Raw genomic sequence first — 15,798 nt, forward strand, 5'->3', positions numbered from 1 at the left:
TCGAGGCGTCCGGCTCGGTCAGCGTCCCGGCCGCACCGTCAGGTCGTTCACCTCCGCGTCCCGCGGCAGGTCCAGGGCCATCAGGATCGTCGTCGCGACCGACTCGGGGTCGATCCACTTCGAGGCGTCGTACTCCTTGCCCTCCTGCTGGTGGACCTTGGCCTGCATGGGGCTGGCCGTGCGGCCGGGGTAGACCGTGGTGACGCGGACGCCGTTGCCGTGCTCCTCGTGGCGCAGCGAGTCGGCCAGGGCCTTGAGGCCGTGTTTGGAGGCGGCGTAGGCGGACCAGTCGGCGTGCGCGTTGAGGCCGGCGCCCGAGTTGACGAAGATCACGTGGCCTCGGGTGGCGCGGAGCTGGGGGAGGAAGTGGCGGGTCAGCTCCGCGGGGGCGATCAGGTTGACGTTGAGCTGGTGGCGCCAGGACTTCGGGGTCAGGTCGCCCACCGGGCCCAGGTCCACGACCCCGGCGATGTGGAGCAGGGAGTCCACCCGGTCCGGAAGCGACTGGTGGGAGAAGGCCCAGGACAGCTTGTCGGGGTCGGCCAGGTCGCCGACCAGCGTCCTGGCGCCGGGGAACTCCGCCGCCAACTCCTTCGCGCGGCCCGCGTCGCGCGCGTGCAGGACGAGGTCGTCCCCGCGCGCGTGCAGACGGCGGGCGACGGCCGCGCCGATGCCGGAACCGGCTCCGGTGATCACATGAGTAGCCATGCCGGCCATGCTCGCACTACCGGGCGCCCGCGCTCTCCTCCAGGTACGCCAGCGCCCCCACCGGCTCCTCCGCGAAGAACACCAGGTCGCTCAGCGGACGGGGCAGGAAGCCCTCCTCCTCCATGCGGCGGAACTGCTGCTTGAGGCCGTCGTAGAAGCCCGCGGTGTTGAGCAGGACCACCGGCTTGTCCGTGTGGCCGTGCTTCTTCAGCTCCAGGATCTCCGTCGCCTCGTCGAGCGTGCCCGTGCCGCCGACCATGATCACCACCGCGTCGGCCTTGTCCAGGAGCAGCTTCTTTCGTTCGGCGAGATCCCTGGCGATGACCATCTCGTCGGCGCCCGGACGGGCCTTCGCCGCGAGGAAGCCCACCGAGACCCCGCACAGCCGCCCGCCGGCGTCCTGCACTCCGTCGGCGACCACTTTCATCAGCCCGACGTCCGAACCGCCCCACACGTGGGGGTGCCCCCACGCCCTTAAGGCAGTGGGGGAGTGTGCCCGCCCTTGCCCAGCAGTTTCGCGAACTCGCGCGCGGGGCGCGTGTAACGGTCGTCGAGGTCGGCGGCGGAGAGGAAGACGCAGATTCGCATGGGGCCACCGTACGCGGGAAGAACCCGGCGCCCGTGAGCGCTCTTCGGGTATGGCTGATGGACACACGATCACGATCGAGCAGGGCGCGCGACGCGTACGGGCCGTTCACGGCGGCCAGGTCCTGGCGGAGAGCGACCGGCCCCTCGTGCTGCGCGAGACCGGCTGTCCCGTGCGGTACTACCTCCCCGCCGAGGACGTGCGGCTGGACCTGCTGACGCCCTCCGACACGCACACGTACTGCCCTTTCAAGGGAACGGCCTCCTACTGGTCGCTGCCGGACGCGGCGGACCTCGTCTGGTCGTATCCGGACCCCGAACCGGACGTGGCGGAGATCAAGGACCACCTCTGCTTCTACGAAGTCGAAGTGTCGTGAGCGATTAGTTCCGTGCCGTACGGCAATCTCCACAGGCATGGACAAGAAGACCAATTCGGCCGACGGCACCTCCATCGCCTACGAGAGCACCGGCGAGGGACCGGTGGTGATCCTTGTCAGCGGCGCGATGTCCACCGGGGGCACCGTGGCGCCGCTGGCCGTGCCCCTGGCGGAGCACTTCAAGGTCGTCGTGTACGACAGGCGGGGGCGCGGTGAGAGCCGTGACACGCCGCCGTACGCGGTGGAGCGCGAGGTCGAGGACCTCGCCGCGCTGATCGAGGCGGCCGGCGGGGAGGCGGCGCTGTGCGGCATCTCGTCGGGGGGCGCCCTGGCGCTGGAGGCGGCGGCGAGCGGGCTGCCGGTGCGTCAGGTCGCCGTGTACGAGGTGCCGTTCGCCGTCTACGAGGGCGGCGCCAAGGAGCGCGCGGAGTACACCGAGCGGCTGACGGAAGCCCTCGAGCAGGGCCGTCGCGGCGACGCAGTCGAGCTGTTCCTGCGGCTGGCCGGGATGGCCGAGCAGATGATCCAGGGCGCCCGCCACTCCCCCATGTGGCCCGGCATGGAGTCGATCGCGCCGAGCCTGGCCTACGACAACGCCGTGATGGGCGACGGCCTGGTGCCCCGGGACCGATTGGCGTCGATCGCCGTCCCGGTGCTGGCCGTCGCGGGCAGCGCGAGCCCCGCGTGGATGCACGAGGCCGCGCGGGCCGTCGCTCGGACCGTGCCGGGCGGGACGTACCGGAGTCTGGAGGGGCAGACCCACATGGTGGAGCCGGAGGTGCTCGGGCCGGTGCTGGTGGAGTTCTTCGGGCGGTGAACGGAGTTCAGACGGTCGACGGCGTCGCCCGCACCGTCGACGCGATCGTCGCCGAGCCCACCACGCGCGTGCCGTCGTACAGGACGATCGCCTGGCCCGGGGCGACGCCGCGGACGGGCTCGGTGAAGGTGACCTCGAGGGAGCCGTCGATCAGTTCCGCGGTCACCTCGGTCTCGCCGCCGTGGGCGCGCAGCTGGGCCGTGTAGGTGCCGGGGCCGGTCGGGGCGGCGCCGCACCAGCGGGGCTTGATGGCGGTGAGGGCGCTGACGTCCAGGGCGGACGCCGGGCCGACCGTGACGGTGTTGTCCACCGGGGAGATGTCGAGGACGTAGCGCGGCTTGCCGTCGGCGGCCGGGGTGCCGATGCGCAGGCCCTTGCGCTGGCCGATGGTGAAGCCGTACGCGCCCTCGTGGCTGCCGAGCCTGGCGCCCGACTCGTCGACGATGTCGCCCTCGGCCTTGCCGAGGCGGTTCGCGAGGAAGCCCTGGGTGTCGCCGTCGGCGATGAAGCAGATGTCGTGCGAGTCGGGCTTCTTGGCGACCGCGAGGCCGCGGCGCTCGGCCTCCGCGCGGATCTCGTCCTTGGTCGTGAGCGTGTCGCCGAGCGGGAACATCGCGTGGGCGAGCTGCTTCTCGTCGAGGACGCCGAGGACGTACGACTGGTCCTTGGCCATGTCGGAGGCGCGGTGCAGCTCGCGTGTGCCGTCCTCGTTCCGTACGACCGTGGCGTAGTGGCCGGTGCAGACCGCGTCGAAGCCGAGGGCGAGCGCCTTGTCGAGCAGGGCCGCGAACTTGATCTTCTCGTTGCAGCGCAGGCACGGGTTCGGGGTGCGGCCGGCCTCGTACTCGGCGATGAAGTCCTCGACCACGTCCTCGCGGAAGCGGTCGGCGAGGTCCCACACGTAGAACGGGATGCCGATGACGTCCGCGGCGCGGCGGGCGTCGCGCGAGTCCTCGATGGTGCAACAGCCCCGCGCGCCCGTGCGGAAGGATTGCGGGTTCGCGGAGAGCGCGAGGTGGACGCCGGTCACGTCGTGGCCCGCTTCGGCCGCGCGGGCGGCGGCGACGGCGGAGTCGACCCCGCCGGACATGGCGGCGAGGACGCGGAGGGGGCGGGAGGGCTGCGCGGTGTCAGTCATAACCCTTCCAGGGTACGGGGCGCGGGAACCAGGGCCCGCGAGTATCCGTTGACGATCACATGGGACAGCGGAAGGCTCCGAAGGACGGCGACCGGAAGGTCGGGCGTCGTGCGTTGCTCATCGGCGGGACGGCGGCCGCGGTGGGCTCGGCCGTGCTGGCCCGGGACGAGCTGGCGCGTCTGTGGTGGCGGGTGCCGGGCGTGGAGAAGCCGCGCAAGGCGGGCGAGGTCGACTTCGCCGGGGCGCGCTGGGTGGCGGCGTCGGACGCGAACTGGAGACGGGCGGACCGTCCCGACGACTACGGCGTCGACATGGTGGTCATCCATGTCACGCAGGGCAGCTACGACAGCGCGGTGAAGGTGTTCCAGGACCCGGAGCACGGGGCGGCCGCGCACTACATCGTGCGCAAGGACGGGCACATCACGCAGATGATCCGCGAGCTGGACGTGGCGTACCACGCGGGCAACCGCGACTACAACGAGCGCAGTGTCGGCATCGAGCACGAGGGCTTCGTGGACCGGCCGCAGGACCTCACGGACGAGATGTACGAGGCCTCGGCGCGGCTCACGGCCCGAATATGCGCCCGCTACGACATCCCCGTCGACCGCGAGCACATCATCGGTCATGTGGAGGTGCCGGGGACCGACCACACGGATCCCGGGGAGCACTGGGACTGGGACCGGTACATGAAGCTGGTGCGCCAGGCGCGTACGGCGGCGCCGGCCTGAGCGGTCAGAACAGCGTGGCGACGAGGGCCACCGCGGGCGCCAGCCCCTGGCCCAGCGCGCCCCGCCACAGTTTCGGGAAGGACACCGCGAAGACGACGGCGGAGGCGATCAGGAAGGCGCACAGGTAGCCGATCAGTGTGCGGCCGACCGTGGTGGCGTCGGTGTGCAGGGCGACGATTCCGACGACGAGGCCCAGGCCGAGAAGGATGTTGTAGACGGCCACGCCCGAGCGCCAGAGGGTGACTTCGGGGGCGTCCGCCTCGGAGGTGGTGAGGAAGACGCGTACGGCGGGACGGTCGTAGAAGAAGCGCTCCAGCGTGCCCACCACGATGTGCGTCACGGCCGCGAGCAGGGCGAAGACCTGGGATACGACGTTCACGCCCGGAGTGTCCCGCTGCCGCGCCCCTATGTCAGCCCCGCCGCCCGTGCCCGCTCCACCGCCGGGCCGATCGCCTTGGCGACCGCCTCCACGTCGGCCTCCGTGGAGGTGTGGCCGAGGGAGAAGCGGAGGGTGCCGCGGGCCAGGTCGGGGTCGGTGCCGGTGGCCAGCAGGACGTGGCTGGGCTGGGCGACGCCCGCGGTGCAGGCGGAGCCGGTGGAGCACTCGATGCCCTGGGCGTCCAGGAGCAGCAGCAGCGAGTCGCCCTCGCAGCCGGGGAACGTGAAGTGGGCGTTGGCCGGGAGGCGCCCGCCGGGTGCCGGGTCGCCGCCGAGGATCGCGTCCGGGACCGCCGTACGCACCGCCTCGACCAGGGCGTCGCGCAGGGCGCCGATCTCGTTCGCGAACCATTCGCGCTGCTCGGCGGCGAGGCGGCCGGCGACCGCGAAGGAGGCGATGGCGGGGACGTCGAGGGTGCCGGAGCGGACGTGGCGCTCCTGGCCGCCGCCGTGCAGGACGGGGACGGGGGTCTGGTCGCGGCCGAGGATCAGGGCGCCGATGCCGTACGGCCCGCCGATCTTGTGTCCGGAGACGGTCATCGCGGCGAGGCCGGAGGCGGCGAAGTCGACGGGGACCTGGCCGAGCGCCTGGACGGCGTCGGCGTGCAGGGGGACGTCGAACTCCCTTGCCACGTCGGCCAGTTCCCGGACCGGCATGACGGTGCCGATCTCGTTGTTGGCCCACATCACGGTGGCCAGGGCGACGTCGTCGGGGTTGCGGGCGATGGCCTCGCGCAGGGCGTCCGGGTGGACCCGGCCGTGCCGGTCGACCGGGAGGTACTCGATGGTGGCGCCCTCGTGCTCGCCGAGCCAGTGGACGGCGTCCAGGACGGCGTGGTGTTCGACGGGGCTGGCCAGGACCCGGGTGCGGTTGCCGGCCGGGGCGGCGTCGCGGCGGGACCAGTACAGGCCCTTGACCGCGAGGTTGTCGGCCTCGGTGCCGCCCGAGGTGAAGACGACCTCGCTGGGGCGGGCGCCGAGCGCTTCCGCGAGGGTCTCGCGGGCCTCCTCGACGGTGCGCCTGGCTCGGCGGCCGGATGCGTGGAGGGAGGACGCGTTGCCGGTGACGCTCAGCCGGGCGGTCAGCGCCTCTGCCGCCTCCGGGAGCATGGGGGTCGTCGCGGCGTGGTCGAGGTAAGCCATGGTGGCGACGATTCTACGGGGGTGTGTCGGCCGACCTCGCTGCAAGGTGGGGCAGTGCCGCGGGCCGTGCCCTAGAAGCTCCAGGACAGCGTGTTGTCCATCGCAACGAACGCCAGCAGGACCAGCAGGTCGGCGACGCCCAGCCCCATGCCCAGGTACGCCCGGCCCTTGCGCCTGGTGCCGCGCCACAGGGACACCGCCGCCAGGACGATGGCGGTCGGGCCGAGGAAGACGTTGAAGACCAGGAGGCCGATGAGGCCGAGGATGAAGGACGCCACGGCCATGCCGTCGGCGTCGCGGGTGCGGGTGCCGGGGCGGGCGGTGGCCGGCGCGGTGAGTTGCACGGGTGTCAGCTCCTGAGGAGTCGGGTCGGTCCGGGCGGCGGGGTCAGTTGCGGCGGGCGTGACGCTCGCGGGCGGCGAAGACGCCGAGCCATACGGCGATCACTCCGGCGGCGACGGCGGTGAAGGCGAGCGGCGCGTGGGCCACGGTGCCCAGCAGCACGCCCAGCAGCAGGAGCGCGGCGACGAGGAACAGCATGGGTCGGATCCCCCTCCGAGATCTCTCGCGACGATCTCTCTCGTTCTCTACTCGTTCTCTGTCGTTACGTTTCGGTGAACAGTTGTAGTTACAGTTGTTCACTGACTCCTAAGTCTAGCGCGCCGTACGGCTTTTCAATTCCAGAGAACAGTTGTTAACTGCATGGCATGAGTCACACCCTCGGCCTTCGGCAGGCACAGAAACAGAAGACCCGACAGGCGCTCCTGGACGCGGCGTTGGGATTGCTGGAGGAGCAGAGCCTGAGCAGCCTGGGTCTGCGCGAGGTCACCCGCGCCGTCGGCGTCGCCCCGACCGCGTTCTACCGGCACTTCCGGTCCACCGCCGACCTCGGCGTCGCCCTGGTCGAGGAGGCGCTGGGCAGTCTGCACCCGATGATCCGCACGATCGTCTCCTCGGCCGGCGACAGCGACCAACGCATAGAGCGCGCCGTCGGGTTGATCGCCGGGCATGTCGAGACGCATCCGGCCCACGTCCGCTTCATCGCCCGGGAGCGGCACGGCGGGGTGCAGTCGGTGCGGGAGGCGATCCAGGACCAACTGGCCCGTTTCGCCGAGGAGGTGAAGGACGCGCTCGCCAAGGACCCGGTCTCCGCGGGCTGGGACGACGAGGACCTCCTCATGCTGGCCAACCTCTACGTCGACCAGATGCTGATCACGGCATCGGCGTTCCTGGACGCCCTGGAGGCCTCGGAGGAGGAGCGACGGCGCGCCGTCCAGGCCGCGACCCGCCGGATGCGGCTGATCAGCATCGGCCGGGAGCACTGGCTGAAGGGCTGAGCACCGGCGGCGGCACGGCAGGGGCGGCACCCCCTCTCCGGGAGTACCGCCCGTGCCGTACGGCGTCCTGCGTCAGCTCTTGGTCGCCGACGCCTCCGCGCTGGGTGCACCGCTCGGCGCACCGCTGGGTACCGCGCCGCCCTGGCCCCCGCCCGGACCACCGCAGCCACCACCCTGACCGCCGCCCTGCCCACCACCGGGACCGCCCCTGGGCACACCGCTCGGCACCCCCGAAGGAGCCCCGGACGCCCCGTCCGACGGCGCACCGCTCGGCACACCCGACGGCTGCCGGCACGACGACTGCTGCTGCCCGGAGTCACCGTTGTCCGAGGTCGACGACGAGTCGCCGGAACCGCAGGCCGCCAGGGCCAGGGGCGAGAGCGCCAGGTCCTGGAGCCGGGAACTCAACCAGCGCCGCTCAGGGCTCCCTTGAGGGCTTGCTGTCGAGGGCCTGTGCACAGGGCAAAGGCCACTTCAAGGAACCCTCTGACCTGCGCGTCTAATCAACCCAGCCGCACCCGCGCCAGTTGCCTCGACTGTGCCACCAGCCTGTCCGCGCTGTCCCAGACCTCCGCGTCCTCCTCCAGGAAGCCGCCGGCGAGGTTGCGCGTGGTGATCGACACCCGCAGCGGGCCCGGTGCCGGGCGGCACCGTACATGCACGGTGAGTTCGACCGTCGGGACCCAGCCGGATATGCCGATCTCGAAGGCGGTGGGCGGCAGCGCGTCCACCGCGAGGAGCAGCGAGAGCGGGTCGGGGTCGCGGCCGTCCGCGAGACCGAACCACGCCCGCATCTCCCCCTTGCCGGAGGGCTGCCCGAGCGCCCAGCCCAGGGTCGACGGGTCGAGCCTGAGCATCAGGCGGTCGGCGATGGCCGAGCTGCCGTCGACCGGCGCCGGACCACCCGACGGTAGTCGGATATCGGATGCGGTCTCGGGGCCGAAGCAGTGGTCCATCGGCGGGATCGCGGGCGGCTTGGCCGTCGTACGGACGTCGTCGGGGAGGGTGCCGAGGTCGCCGTAGGAGGCGAGGACGCGGATGCGCTCGATCTCCTTGCCCTGGTCGTCGTACTGCAAGAGCGAGGCCTGGCCGGTCGACAGGGTGCGGCCGGTGCGCACGACGTCCGTGCGGACGACCGCGGGGCCGGGCTGGGACGCGGTCAGGTAGTGCGCGGAGATGGTGAACGGGTCGCCGTGCGGCAGGGCGTCCGCGAGGGCCCGGCCGAGGACGGCCAGCAGATAGCCGCCGTTGACGGCGCTGATGATGGTCCAGCCGGCGGAGAGGTCGATGTCGTAGACGCCGGGTTCGCGCAGGCTGAGCGCGGTGTCGCGGTCGAACTCGCTGTCGCCGATCGTGCCCCGCGGGGCCGTCGGGGCGGAGGCTGCTTCTGGCATGGATGAACGGTACAACAAGAAACTACTAAGCGGTAGCTTTTGCGTGTGACCACATCCGCGAGATCGGCGAGATGCGGTCAGCTTTTCGGTAAGTGTCCGGCTCGTTCCGAAACCCGAAGCCCGATCTCCCCCTCTATCAGGACATGAGTCTCACCGGGACCCCGTTTCTCTACACGCTCGTCGTGCTGTGCGTCGTCGCCGTGGTGCTGCCGCTCGTCCTCTGGTCACGGGTGCGCGGCCCCAGGGTCGTGCGGGCCGCCGCTCGGGTGCTGATGGTGGTGTTCGCCCAGGGCACGGCCGTCGCGCTGGTCTTCACGATGGTCAACAACTCCAACCAGCTCTACGACAACTGGGGCGACCTGCTCGGCACCAGCGACCATGTGCACCGGGCCGCGGACCTCGGGGCGAGCGGCACCGGTGGGATCGCCCTGGAGAAGCTGCCCAGGGTCCGGCAGGCCTTCAAGCCGGCCAAGGGGCCGGGCATGCGCGCGGAGGGCGGGGTGCTCACCACCGAGCTCAGGGGCCGGGTGTCCGGGGTGCAGGCCGAGGTCAACGTCTGGCTGCCGCCGCAGTACCACGAGCCCGCCTACCGCAACCACAGGTTCCCGGTCGTCGAGGTGCTGCCGGGCTATCCGGGCTCGTCGAAGGCCTGGTACGGCACGATGGACGCGTCCCAGCAGCTGGCGCCGCTGATGCGCCGGGGACAGATCGAGCCGTTCATCCTGGTCTCGCCGCGCACCACGCTGCTGCCCGGCAAGGACACCGGCTGCGCGAACATCCCGGGCAAGGTGAACGCCGACAGCTGGCTCAGCGTCGACGTGCCGAAGATGGTCATGGACAACTTCCGGGCCAAGGCGGCGCCGGACGGCTGGGCGGTCGCCGGCTACTCGGCGGGCGCGCACTGCGCGGCGAAGCTGGCGGTCGCCCACCCCGACCGCTACCGGGCCGCGGTCAGCCTGTCCGGCTACAACGACCCCGGCGCCGTACCCCAGTCGCTCGCCGGGAAGTCCCCGGCGCTGCGGGCCGCGAACAACCCGTACGTGCTGCTCAAGGACGCCCGTGTCGCGCCGCGTGTCGCGCTGTACCTGTCCGGTCAGCCGAACGACGGGTACGAGGCGGCGATGGCTCTCAAGCGGGTCGCGAAGGCACCCACGACCGTGCGTGTCGTGTTCATCCCGACCGACGCCGGCGGGCACACCATGGCGCTGTGGAAGCCGCAGGTCGTACCGGCGTTCCGCTGGCTGACCGAGGTGATGGGGAGCGAGCACCGGACCCGTACGGCGCCGGGCACTACTCCTCTCGCACCGTCGACCGCCGGTTCCAGGCACGCGGAGCTCGCCAGTGGAAACGTATCGCCAGCAGGCGCAGCGCGAAGGCCGTGACGGCCGCGAGAGCGCTGGTGAGCGGGGTCAGGGCGTCGTAGCGGATGCACAGCACGACCATGGTGGCCCCGACGATCGCCGGGGCCGCGTACAGGTCGCGGTCCCAGCGCAGCAGTGACGGCACCTCGTTGGCGAGGATGTCGCGCAGCACACCGCCGCCCACGGCGGTCGCCATGCCGAGGCAGGCGGAGGCGGTGAGGCCGAGTCCGTAGTCGTACGCCTTCGTCGTGCCGGCGACGCAGAACAGGCCGAGGCCCGCCGCGTCGAAGACGTTCACCCCGGTCTGGATGCGCTCCACCTGCGGGTGCAGGAAGAAGACGAGGACCGCGGCGAACAGCGGGGTGAGGAAGTACCCCAGGTCCGTGAAGGCGGCCGGGGGCACGGCGCCGATGACCACGTCCCGGAACAGCCCGCCGCCCAGGGCGGTGACCTCGGCGAGCACGGCGATGCCGAAGACGTCGAAGTTCTTGCGGACGGCCAGCAGGGCGCCGGAGATCGCGAAGACGAAGATGCCGATCAGGTCGAGCGTGTGCTGGACGGACGGGCTGAACAATTGCTGGAGCACCCGTACATTCTTACGCAACAAAAGGCCCCCACCTTGCAAAACAAGGTGAGGGCCTGAGCACGGTTACTTACCTTCGTCCGTGGACGGCTCTTCGGACGGCTCCGTGGACGACGTGGCGGGCACCTCGTCCGGCACCAGCTCCGCCGCCTCCTTGGCCACCGACAGCAGCACCGTGTCCTGCGGCTGCTGGTCCTCGAAGTTCTCCGGGTGGTGGCACGCCACGCGCTGGCCGGGCCGCAGCTCCGTCAGCGGCGGCTCCGTCGTGCGGCAGACCTCCGTCGCCTTCCAGCACCGGGTGTGGAACCGGCAGCCGCTCGGCGGCGCGATCGGCGAGGGCACGTCACCGCGCAGCAGGATGCGCTCGCTCTTGGCCGTACGCCGCTTCGGGTCCGGGATCGGCACCGCCGACAGCAGGGCCTTGGTGTACGGGTGCATCGGCGACGCGTACAGCGAGTCCCGGTCGGCGAGCTCCACGATCTTGCCGAGGTACATCACCGCGATGCGGTCCGAGACATGGCGTACCACGGACAGGTCGTGCGCGATGATCACATACGTCAGCCCGAGCTCGTCCTGGAGGTCGTCCATCAGGTTCACGACCTGCGCCTGGATCGACACGTCGAGCGCGGAGACCGGCTCGTCGGCCACGACCATCCGGGGCTTCAGGGCCAGTGCGCGGGCGATGCCGATGCGCTGGCGCTGACCGCCGGAGAACTCGTGCGGGTAGCGGTTGTAGTGCTCGGGGCTCAGGCCCACCAGCTCCAGCAGCCGTTGGACCTCCTTCTTGACGCCACCCTCGGGTTCGACGCCCTGCAGCCGGAACGGTGCCGAGACGATGCTGCCGATGGTGTGCCGGGGGTTCAGCGAGCCGTACGGGTCCTGGAAGATCATCTGCACGTCGCGGCGCAGCGGGCGCATGCCGCCGGTGTTCAGGTGCGTGATGTCCGTACCGTCGAACTCGATCTTGCCGCCGGTCGGCTCCAGCAGCCGGGTGATGAGCCGGCCCATGGTCGACTTGCCGCAGCCGGACTCGCCCACGACGCCGAGGGTCTCCCCCCGGCGCACCTCGAAGTCGATCCCGTCCACGGCCTTGACCGCGCCGACCTGCCGCTGCAGCAGGCCCTTCTTGATGGGGAAGTGCTTGACCAGGCCCTCGACCCTGAGCAGGGGTTCGGCGTCGTCGGCCGGCCCGGCTTTCACGGCCGCTGCCCCGGCCCCGGTCTCAGTCTCACTCACAGTTTCGGCGCAATCTCTTCGGTCCAGATCCGGGTACGGTCCTCCGGCGACAGGTGGCAGGCGGTGAAGTGCCTGCTGCCGACCTCGCGCAGTTCGGGACGCTCGGTGCGCGTGATCCCGTCCTTGGGGACGTCCGCGTAGGGGCAGCGCGGGTTGAACGCGCAGCCCGAGGGGACGTTGATGAGGCTCGGCGGCTGCCCCTTGACCGGGATGAGCCGGTCGGTCTGCTCTCGGTCGATGCGCGGCATCGAGCCGAGCAGGCCCCAGGTGTAGGGGTGCGACGGCTCGTAGAAGATCTTGTCGACCGGGCCGCGCTCCACGCAGCGTCCGCCGTACATCACGAGGATGTCGTCGGCGATCTCGGCGACCACGCCGAGGTCGTGCGTGATGATGATGACGGCGGAGCCGAACTCCTTCTGCAGGTCCCGGATGAGGTCGAGGATCTGCGCCTGAACGGTCACGTCGAGCGCGGTGGTCGGCTCGTCCGCGATCAGCAGCTCGGGGTTGTTCACCAGCGCCATGGCGATCATGGCGCGCTGCCGCATACCGCCGGAGAACTCGTGCGGGTACATGTCCACGCGCTTGTTCGGCTCCGGGATGCCGACGCGGTCGAGGAGTTCGACGGCACGGCGGCGGGCGGTCTTCTTGTCCACCTTGTTGTGGACTCGGTACGCCTCCACGATCTGGCTGCCGACCGTGTAGTACGGATGCATGGCGGACAGCGGGTCCTGGAAGATCATCGCCATCTCGCGGCCGCGCAGCCGGCGCACCTCGTCGGGGCTCGCCGAGACGAGTTCCTTGCCGTCGAGCCAGATCTCGCCGGACATCCGCACGTTCTTGCCACGGTTGCCCAGACGGTGCAGGCCCATGACGGCCAGCGAGGTCACGGACTTGCCGGAGCCGGACTCGCCCACGATGCCGAGGGTGCTGCCCTTCTCCAGCTGGAAGGAGAGCCCGTCCACGGACTTGACCAGGCCGTCGTCGGTCGGGAAGTGCACCTTGAGGTCGCGCACTTCGAGGAACGCCCGGGGCGGCTCGCCGGCGCGTACGGGCTCGCCCACAGCGGCCCCGGTCTTGGTCAGGTCGGTCACGAGAGCCTCACCCGCGGGTCGATCGTGGCATACAGCAGGTCCACCACAAGGTTCATGAAAACGACGAAGAACGCCGCAAGCAGGGTCACCCCGAGGATCGGGGGCAGGTCGTTGGCGGTGATCGCCTGTACCGCGTACTCACCGATGCCGTGCAGGGAGAACACCGTCTCGGTGATGACGGCACCGCCGAGCAGCAGGCCGATGTCCATGCCGAAGACCGTCACCAGCGGGGTCAGCGCGGCCCGCAGGCCGTGTCGGACGACGACCTTGCGCTCGCGCAGTCCCTTGGCCCGGGCGGTTCGGATGTAGTCCTCGTTCATGGTCTCCAGCATCCCCGAGCGGGTCAGCCGGGCGTAGATGGCCGAGTACAGCAGCGCCAGTGAACACCAGGGCAGGAACAGGGTGTTGGCCCACTGGGAGGGGTTCTCGGTGAAGGGGACGTACGTTCTGCCGAAGATCTCCAGCTTGTAGCTGAACAGCAGCAGGGCCAGCTGCCCGGTGAAGAACATGGGCAGGGAGACGCCCGCCAGGGCCACACCCATGGCGGACCGGTCGAAGACCGAGCCCGGCCTGAGCGCGGAGATGACACCTGCCGTGATGCCGCCGACCAGCCAGATCACGGCGGCGCCGAGGGCCAACGAGAGGGTGACGGGCAGCCGTTCGGTCAGCTGCGGCCAGACCTCGATGTGGTCCTTGAAGGAGTACCCGAAGCAGGGGGCGTCACAGCGGACCGTGGTGGGGCCGAGGTCGTACGTGGCGCCGGAGACGATCCCCTTGATGAATTCCCAGTACTGGACGTAGACCGGCTGGTCGAGACCGAGGTTCCGCTTGACCGCCGCGATGTCCTCGGGGGTGGGGTTCTTGCCGATGTACTGCTGCGCCAGCTGGTCGGCGGTCTGCCCTGCGAGTTTCGGCAGGATGAAGAAGATGCCGAAGGTGACCGCGGTGACGACGAGCAGCAGGACCAGTGCCGCGATCGTCCGGCGGATGATGTACGAGATCACGAGGACCGGCGCCGGCGCCCGCGGATGACTTCAGTCCGCGGGCGCCAATGCCTTCACCTGCCTTCCGGGGCTACTTCTCGGCGGTACCGACGTTGAGGTAGTCGTACTGACCGCTCCAGGCGGACGACGACACCAGGTTGGTGGCGTGCGGCGAGCGGTACAGCAGGACCTTGAAGTAGGTCAGCGGAACGATGACGGCCTGTTCCATCATCTTCTGGTCGACCTCGGTGTACGCCTTGGTGCGAGCGGCCTCGTCGGTGTTGCCGATCGCGTCGTCCAGCAGCTTGTTGATCTCGGGGTTGTCCAGCTCGGACAGGTTGGTGTTGCCGGACTGGCTGATGGCCTTGCCGTGCGCGATCTGCTGCAGGAAGCCGTAGCCGGTGGGCCAGTCGGCGCCCCACTGCATCATGATCAGGCCGATGTTGTTCTTCTGGTTGAACTTGGGCACGCCCGCGTAGTCGGAGAAGTACTTGCCGGACGGGTACTGCTTGATGCTCGCGTCGATGCCGACCTTCTTCAGCGCGCCGACGATCGCGGTGGCCGCGTCGACCTCGCCCTGCCGGTCGCTGCGGGCCGAGATCGAGGTCTTGAAGCCGCCCTCCTTGCCACAGGCCTTCAGGTGCTCCTTGGCCTTGGCCACGTCGCCCTTGCTGTCCTTGGTGGCGTACAGGTCGGACTTCTCGTAGCCCGTGACGTCGGTGGGCAGGACGGTGGTGGCGATGTCACCGCGGACCGGGCCGCCCATCGCCGTCTGCACGGCGGTCTTGTCGATCGCGTACTCGACGGCCTTGCGGCACTCGACGTTGTCGAACGGCGCCACCTTGGTGTTGATCGCCGTGTAGATGAGGCGACCGCCCAGCGCGTTGTCCGTGTTGGCCATCTCGGCCTTGTCGTTCAGGATCTGCGCCTGGGTCTGCGCGTCGACACCGGTTCCCTGGATGTCGATCATGGTGGCCCCGGACATCACGTCCTTGTCGATCGTGGCCTTGTTGACCTTGAGGTTCACCACGATCTTGTCCGGGTACTGCTTGCGCAGCGGGTCCGTCTTGGCGTCCCACTCGGGGTTGCGCACCAGGACGATCTGCTTGCCCTCCTCGTACTTCTGGAACTTGTACGAGCCGGAGGAGACGACCTTCTTGGTGTAGTCCACACCCGTGTCCTTGGCCCGCGGCACGGGGGCCGTCTGCGGGGCGCTGACCAGGTAGTCGAACTCGGAGAACGACTTGTTCAGGTGGAAGACGATCGTGTGGTCGTCCGGGGTCTCGATGGACGAGATGCCCTTTTCGCTCTTGTCCTTGTAGGGGCCCTGGTACTTGTCCGGGTCGTCCAGCAGCTGCTGGAAGTAGTTGGGGCCGAGGGAGAGCACGTCACGGGCGAAGTTCGAGCGCTCCACGGCGTACTTGACGTCCTTGGCGGTGACCGGGGTCCCGTCCTCGTACTTGACGCCCTGGCGAATCTTGTACGTCCAGGTCTTGCCGCCGTCGCTGGGCGTGCCCTTGCTCTCGGCGAGGTCCGGGACGAGCTCGTTGCCCGCCTCACCGGGGCCGGGCTTGAACGTCATCAACGGACGCGCGTAGAGGCGGCTGAAGTTGTAGCCGTAGGCGTAGTACATGTTGCCCGGGTCCAGGGACTCGGGAGCATCGGAGCTCGCGTAGGTGACCGTGCCCCCCTTGTGCGTGGACTCGTTCACGACTCCCTTGGTCGCGGCGTTGGCGCCGGCGCCCTTGGACGTCTCTTTGCCGTCGTCGGCTTTGCTGCAGCCCGCCAGAAGCAGACCGGCGCAGCTGGCGGCCGCCACTGCGGCCATTGCTGACCTTCGCATGATGGTCGGATTCCCCTTCGTAGGTGGACATTTGGG

At 70.0% G+C, this 15,798-nt stretch carries 17 protein-coding genes and 1 pseudogene; 5 read left to right on the plus strand and 13 right to left on the minus strand.

The window, feature by feature from the left end:
• Window positions 1–18: 18 nt before the first annotated feature.
• A complete protein-coding gene (locus tag IM697_RS35835; protein ID WP_194040301.1) occupies window positions 19–708 on the minus strand; it encodes an SDR family oxidoreductase in 690 nt (229 codons plus the stop codon).
• Between the two features lie 16 nt (window positions 709–724).
• Window positions 725–1,296: pseudogene (locus IM697_RS35840) on the minus strand (LOG family protein).
• Between the two features lie 50 nt (window positions 1,297–1,346).
• Here IM697_RS35840 and IM697_RS35845 point away from each other — a divergent pair.
• Window positions 1,347–1,670 (plus strand): DUF427 domain-containing protein, encoded by a 324-nt coding sequence (locus IM697_RS35845; RefSeq protein ID WP_194040303.1) that lies wholly within the window; start codon window positions 1,347–1,349, stop codon window positions 1,668–1,670.
• A gap of 37 nt (window positions 1,671–1,707) precedes the next feature.
• Entirely contained in the window at window positions 1,708–2,487 is a 780-nt protein-coding gene (locus IM697_RS35850; RefSeq protein ID WP_194040305.1) for an alpha/beta fold hydrolase, read from the plus strand.
• 7 nt (window positions 2,488–2,494) lie between these two features.
• Here the strand turns inward: IM697_RS35850 and mnmA are convergent, their stop codons facing one another.
• A complete protein-coding gene (gene mnmA / locus IM697_RS35855; protein WP_194040307.1) occupies window positions 2,495–3,625 on the minus strand; it encodes a tRNA 2-thiouridine(34) synthase MnmA in 1,131 nt (376 codons plus the stop codon).
• A 59-nt stretch (window positions 3,626–3,684) separates the two neighbouring features.
• Between mnmA and IM697_RS35860 the strand changes: the two genes are divergently transcribed.
• Window positions 3,685–4,353 carry an N-acetylmuramoyl-L-alanine amidase gene (locus IM697_RS35860; RefSeq protein ID WP_194040309.1) on the plus strand — a complete coding sequence of 223 codons (669 nt, stop codon included), beginning with the start codon at window positions 3,685–3,687 and terminating at the stop codon, window positions 4,351–4,353.
• A 4-nt stretch (window positions 4,354–4,357) separates the two neighbouring features.
• On the opposite strand, the gene IM697_RS35865 is transcribed toward IM697_RS35860, so the two are convergent.
• The 4 genes from IM697_RS35865 to IM697_RS35880 all read right to left on the minus strand — a co-directional run bounded on the left by IM697_RS35865 (window position 4,358) and on the right by IM697_RS35880 (window position 6,474).
• Entirely contained in the window at window positions 4,358–4,732 is a 375-nt protein-coding gene (locus IM697_RS35865; protein ID WP_194040311.1) for a DUF1304 domain-containing protein, read from the minus strand.
• Between the two features lie 26 nt (window positions 4,733–4,758).
• Window positions 4,759–5,934 carry a cysteine desulfurase family protein gene (locus IM697_RS35870; protein ID WP_194040313.1) on the minus strand — a complete coding sequence of 392 codons (1,176 nt, stop codon included), beginning with the start codon at window positions 5,932–5,934 and terminating at the stop codon, window positions 4,759–4,761.
• A 71-nt stretch (window positions 5,935–6,005) separates the two neighbouring features.
• Window positions 6,006–6,278, minus strand: a complete 273-nt coding sequence (locus IM697_RS35875; RefSeq protein ID WP_194040315.1) for a DUF4190 domain-containing protein — start codon at window positions 6,276–6,278, stop codon at window positions 6,006–6,008.
• Window positions 6,279–6,321: 43 nt separating this feature from the next.
• On the minus strand, window positions 6,322–6,474 hold the full coding sequence (locus IM697_RS35880; protein WP_194040317.1) for a hypothetical protein: 153 nt from the start codon (window positions 6,472–6,474) through the stop codon (window positions 6,322–6,324).
• A gap of 167 nt (window positions 6,475–6,641) precedes the next feature.
• Here IM697_RS35880 and IM697_RS35885 point away from each other — a divergent pair, with 167 nt between their 5' ends.
• Window positions 6,642–7,271, plus strand: coding sequence for a TetR family transcriptional regulator (locus IM697_RS35885; protein ID WP_194040319.1), 630 nt, complete (start codon window positions 6,642–6,644; stop codon window positions 7,269–7,271).
• A 503-nt stretch (window positions 7,272–7,774) separates the two neighbouring features.
• Here IM697_RS35885 and IM697_RS35890 read toward each other — a convergent pair.
• Window positions 7,775–8,665, minus strand: coding sequence for a thioesterase family protein (locus IM697_RS35890; protein WP_194040321.1), 891 nt, complete (start codon window positions 8,663–8,665; stop codon window positions 7,775–7,777).
• 143 nt (window positions 8,666–8,808) lie between these two features.
• On the opposite strand from IM697_RS35890, the gene IM697_RS35895 reads away from it, so the two are divergent.
• A complete protein-coding gene (locus tag IM697_RS35895; protein WP_194040323.1) occupies window positions 8,809–10,047 on the plus strand; it encodes an alpha/beta hydrolase in 1,239 nt (412 codons plus the stop codon).
• Here IM697_RS35895 and IM697_RS35900 read toward each other — a convergent pair.
• From IM697_RS35900 to IM697_RS35920, 5 genes are all read right to left on the minus strand, one after another.
• A complete protein-coding gene (locus IM697_RS35900; protein WP_194040325.1) occupies window positions 9,956–10,612 on the minus strand; it encodes a trimeric intracellular cation channel family protein in 657 nt (218 codons plus the stop codon). The genes IM697_RS35895 and IM697_RS35900 overlap by 92 nt on opposite strands.
• 63 nt (window positions 10,613–10,675) lie before the next feature.
• Window positions 10,676–11,845: an ABC transporter ATP-binding protein gene (locus IM697_RS35905; protein WP_407699567.1), complete on the minus strand. Its 1,170-nt coding sequence runs from the start codon at window positions 11,843–11,845 to the stop codon at window positions 10,676–10,678.
• Window positions 11,842–12,936 (minus strand): ABC transporter ATP-binding protein, encoded by a 1,095-nt coding sequence (locus IM697_RS35910; RefSeq protein WP_194040327.1) that lies wholly within the window; start codon window positions 12,934–12,936, stop codon window positions 11,842–11,844. The genes IM697_RS35905 and IM697_RS35910 overlap by 4 nt, the downstream gene beginning before the upstream one ends.
• On the minus strand, window positions 12,933–13,940 hold the full coding sequence (locus IM697_RS35915) for an ABC transporter permease (protein ID WP_194040329.1): 1,008 nt from the start codon (window positions 13,938–13,940) through the stop codon (window positions 12,933–12,935). The genes IM697_RS35910 and IM697_RS35915 overlap by 4 nt, the downstream gene beginning before the upstream one ends.
• A 70-nt stretch (window positions 13,941–14,010) precedes the next feature.
• Window positions 14,011–15,762: an ABC transporter substrate-binding protein gene (locus IM697_RS35920; protein ID WP_194040331.1), complete on the minus strand. Its 1,752-nt coding sequence runs from the start codon at window positions 15,760–15,762 to the stop codon at window positions 14,011–14,013.
• Window positions 15,763–15,798 lie beyond the last annotated feature (36 nt).

The organism is Streptomyces ferrugineus (assembly GCF_015160855.1).
Classification (GTDB): Bacteria; Actinomycetota; Actinomycetes; order Streptomycetales; family Streptomycetaceae; genus Streptomyces; species Streptomyces ferrugineus.